This is a genomic window from Actinosynnema sp. NPDC059335 (genome assembly GCF_042752395.1).
GTDB lineage: Bacteria > Actinomycetota > Actinomycetes > Mycobacteriales > Pseudonocardiaceae > Actinosynnema.
On sequence record NZ_JBHYXZ010000012.1, the window covers coordinates 27,566 to 31,491 of the forward strand.

At 72.6% G+C, this 3,926-nt stretch carries 3 protein-coding genes; 2 read left to right on the forward strand and 1 reads right to left on the reverse strand.

The window, feature by feature from the left end; all coding sequences use genetic code 11:
* Positions 1 to 100 precede the first annotated feature (100 nt).
* Positions 101 to 706 carry a malonic semialdehyde reductase gene (locus tag ACFXGA_RS05975; RefSeq protein WP_378084751.1) on the forward strand — a complete coding sequence of 202 codons (606 nt, stop codon included), beginning with the start codon at positions 101 to 103 and terminating at the stop codon, positions 704 to 706.
* Between the two features lie 305 nt (positions 707 to 1,011).
* Here ACFXGA_RS05975 and ACFXGA_RS05980 read toward each other — a convergent pair whose 3' ends face one another.
* Positions 1,012 to 1,656 (reverse strand): hypothetical protein, encoded by a 645-nt coding sequence (locus ACFXGA_RS05980; RefSeq protein WP_378084752.1) that lies wholly within the window; start codon positions 1,654 to 1,656, stop codon positions 1,012 to 1,014.
* A 116-nt stretch (positions 1,657 to 1,772) separates the two neighbouring features.
* On the opposite strand from ACFXGA_RS05980, the gene ACFXGA_RS05985 reads away from it, so the two are divergent.
* Positions 1,773 to 3,842, forward strand: a complete 2,070-nt coding sequence (locus tag ACFXGA_RS05985) for a prolyl oligopeptidase family serine peptidase (RefSeq protein WP_378084753.1) — start codon at positions 1,773 to 1,775, stop codon at positions 3,840 to 3,842.
* The last annotated feature ends 84 nt before the right edge of the window (positions 3,843 to 3,926 follow it).

Genomic DNA, 3,926 nt, shown 5'->3' on the forward strand with positions numbered 1-3,926 from the left:
CCCGTTTAACCCACCCATTTCAAACAACCCACAAAATACCTCGCCAAACCTGTAGGTTGACCGGGGCGCGACCCCCCCGGGTAAAACCTAAAGAGGCACCATGACCGCCACCCTCGACGCGCTGGCCCTGCCGCGCGACGCCCAGGACCTGCTGTTCCGCGAGGCCCGGACGGTGAACGCGTTCACCGACGAGCCGGTGACCGACGAGCAGCTCCGCGCCGTCTACGACCTCGTCAAGTGGGGCCCGACGGCGATGAACAGCCAGCCGCTGCGCATCCTCTTCGTCCGCAGCCAGGACGCCAAGGCCCGCCTCGCCCCGCACATGTCGGAGGGCAACCGCGCCAAGACCCTGGCCGCTCCCGTCACCGCCGTCCTCGCGGCCGACACCGACTTCCACGAGCACCTGGCCAAGACCTTCCCGCACTTCGCCAACGCCAAGGCCGCCTTCGCCGACGACCAGCGCCGCACCGAAGCCGCGAAGACCAGCGCCCTCCTGCAGGTCGGCTACTTCATCGTGGGCGTCCGCGCCGCGGGCCTCGCCGCCGGCCCGATGAGCGGCTTCGACCAGGAAGGCGTCCGCCGGGAGTTCTTCGCGGACACCAACCAACTGCCCCTGGTGATCGTCAACATCGGCCACCCGGACCACTCGGGCACCCACCCCCGCAACCCGCGCCTCGACCACACCGACGCCATCCGCACCATCTGACGCCCCCGCCCGAACCGCCGGCCGCCACACCCCCACCGGCCAACCAATCGCCCTTCCCCCAACGAAGGGTTCCGTGTCATCCCGCCGACCTGGCCCTGCCCAACCGCACGTGTCAAGGGGGCACTTCCGGCCCTACCGCACCTGACGCCGGAACTGCCCCCTTGACACGTGTGGTTGCCCTTGTGGAGGTCGGCGGGATGACACGAAACCCGACCCCGCTGGTACAGGGGGCTTAACCACCGAACCCCGTCATCCTGCTGATCTGCCCGTCCGGCGAGGACTCTTTGCTCTTTTGATTCTTTGACTCAAGCCGCCGGTGCCGTCACCCCGGCCGGCAGGCACTCCACGTTGCGCTTCCCGTTGGGCTGCACCACGAACCACGTGCCCCCAACCCCCTGCCCCTTCCACTGGCCGGGCGCTTCGTCCTTCGCGTACGTGTACAGGGGCCATCCCGCCAACGTCACCTGCTCCGTGCCATCGGCCCTCTTCACCGTCGACACGAGCGCCGGGTCCACACCCTCCAACCGGGGCGTGCCGTTGGACAGCAGCGGGGGCCACGTCACCGCGCACTGACCCTCGCAGTTGGACTTCGCCGGATCCGCCGTGTCCTTGTCGAACCGGTACAACGTCCGCCCGTCCCCGTCCTGCACCACATCGCCCATCTTGGGCACGCTCTTCCCCACGAGCGTGACCTGCGGCCCTTCCTGCGCTCCTGCCGCAGGCTCCACCGCCTCCTCCGGCTCGACCGCCTCTCCACTGGTCGGAGGCACCAACGACTGAACACCGCCGTAGTCACCGCCGTCGTAGTCCTGCGCCGCCGCCCCGACCTGCTCTGTCTGCGCGACCGTCCGGCCCTGCAAGCCGGTCGCGTTGGACGTCCACATGACCAGCGCGAGCACGGCCACCATGCCGCCCGCGACGGCGATGGCGATGCGATTCCGTCGGATCACTTCGTTCCTCCTCGGTCCGTCATGCGCTCCACCGACGACTACGGCCCCCCGACGAACCCGGTTCAGCCGCACCCGAAGACGTGAACCAAGACAGGGGGTGCCCGTAGGGTGTCCGGGTGGGCAACGAGATCTCCTTCCCGCGCCAGCACGCGCGCACCCAGCGGTTCACCCTCGGCGCACCCCGGACGTTCACCGCGGCCCCGGACGGCGCCAAGGTGTACTTCCTCCGCACCGCCACGGCCACGAGCCGGGCGAACGGCCTCTGGGCGTTCGACACCGCCACCGGCGCGGAGGTGCTGCTGGCCGACCCCGGCACCCTGCTGACCGACCCCGAGGACCTGTCGCCGCAGGAGCGGGCGCGCCGCGAGCGCACCCGCGAGCAGGCCGCGGGCATCGTGGGCTACGCCACCGACAGCGACGTCCGGCAGGCCGTGTTCGCGTTGTCCGGCAGGCTGTTCGTGCTCGAACTGGCCACCGCCGCCGTCCGCGAGCTGCCCGTGCGCGGCGCGGCGATCGACCCGCGCCTGGACCCGACCGGCCGCCGGGTCGGCTACGTGGTGGACGGCGCGCTGCACGTGGTGGACCTGGAGACCGGCGCGGACCGCGTGGTCGCCGCCCCGGACGGCCCGGACGTCACGTGGGGCCTCGCGGAGTTCATCGCCGCCGAGGAGATGGGTCGCCACCGCGGCTACTGGTTCTCCCCGGACGGCGAGCACGTGCTGGCGGCCCGCGTGGACAACGGGCCCGTGCCGCGCTGGCACATCGCCGACCCCGCCAACCCCGGCACGCCCGCCGCCGAGATCGCCTACCCGGCCGCCGGCGAGGCCAACGCCGTGGTGGAGCTGGCGATCTTCAACACCGGCCGGGTCGACGTGACGTGGGACCGCGAGGCGTTCCCCTACCTCACCACGGTCTCCTGGTCCACGCACGGCAAGCCGCTGCTCCAGGTCCAGTCACGCGACCAGCGCCGGGTCCGGGTGCTCGCGGTCGACGTCGTGACCGGTCGCACCGAGGTCGTCGCCGACGACCGGGACCCGCACTGGTTGGAGATCGTGCCCGGCGCGCCGCGCTGGACGCCGAACGGCGAACTGCTGCGCGTGCTGCCGCTCGGCGACGCGAACCGGCTCGTCGTGGGCGACCGGCCGTGGACCCCGGACGGCTTCCAGGTCCGGTCCGTCCTCGACGTCGCCGAGGACGGCGTGCTCGTCACCGCGTCCACCGACGACCCGACGCAGACGCACGTGTTCCTGGTCGGCCCGGACCAGGTGACCCGGCTGTCCACTGAGGACGGCGTGCACGGCGCGACCCGCGCCGGCGGCGTCCTGGTCCTGTCCCGCTCCTCCCTGGACCACTTCGGCGCTCGAACGACCGTCACCGCGAACGGGACGACCCGCACGATCGGCTCGTTCGCCGAGACCCCCGTCCTCACCCCGGAGGTCCGGCTCCTGACCGTCGGCGAACGCGACCTGCGCGCCGCGCTCCTCTTCCCGCGCGACCACGTGCCCGGCACCAGGCTGCCCGTCCTGCTCGACCCCTACGGCGGCCCGCACGCGCAGCGCGTCGTGTCCGCCCGCAACGCCTACCTGGCCTCGCAGTGGCTGGCCGACCAGGGCTTCGCCGTCCTGGTCGTGGACGGCCGCGGCACGCCCGGTCGCGGCCCGGCCTGGGAGCGGGAGATCGCGTTCGACTTCGCCGGCGCCACCCTGGAGGACCAGGTGGACGCGCTGCACGCGGTCGCGGCCCGCGAACCCGACCTGGACCTGACCCGGGTGGGCATCCGCGGCTGGTCCTACGGCGGCTACCTGGCCGCGCTCGCCGTCCTGCGCCGCCCGGACGTCTTCCACGCGGGCATCGCCGGCGCGCCGGTGACCGACTGGCGGCTCTACGACACCCACTACACCGAGCGCTACCTCGGCCACCCGGCCGAGAAGCCGGAGGTGTACGACGCCAACTCCCTCATCGCCGACGCCCCGAAGCTGGAGCGCCCGCTGATGATCGTGCACGGCCTGGCGGACGACAACGTGGTGGCGGCGCACACCCTGCGCCTGTCGTCGGCGCTGCTGGCCGCCGGCCGCCCGCACACCGTGCTGCCGCTGTCCGGCGTGACCCACATGACCCCGCAGGAGCAGGTCGCCGAGAACCTGCTGCTCCTCCAGGTCGACTTCCTGCGCCGCTCCCTCGCCTGAGGAACGCCGGAGCGGGGGGGGGGGCGCGGCGCGGGGCCCCGCCCCCCCCCCCCACGCGCCACGCAGGCGGGCACCCGGCCGCGG

Excerpts from the sequence above, each read along its gene's own strand:
- ACFXGA_RS05975 (WP_378084751.1), top strand. The coding sequence starts at position 101 with ATGACCGCCACCCTCGACGCGCTGGCCCTGCCGCGCGACGCCCAGGAC.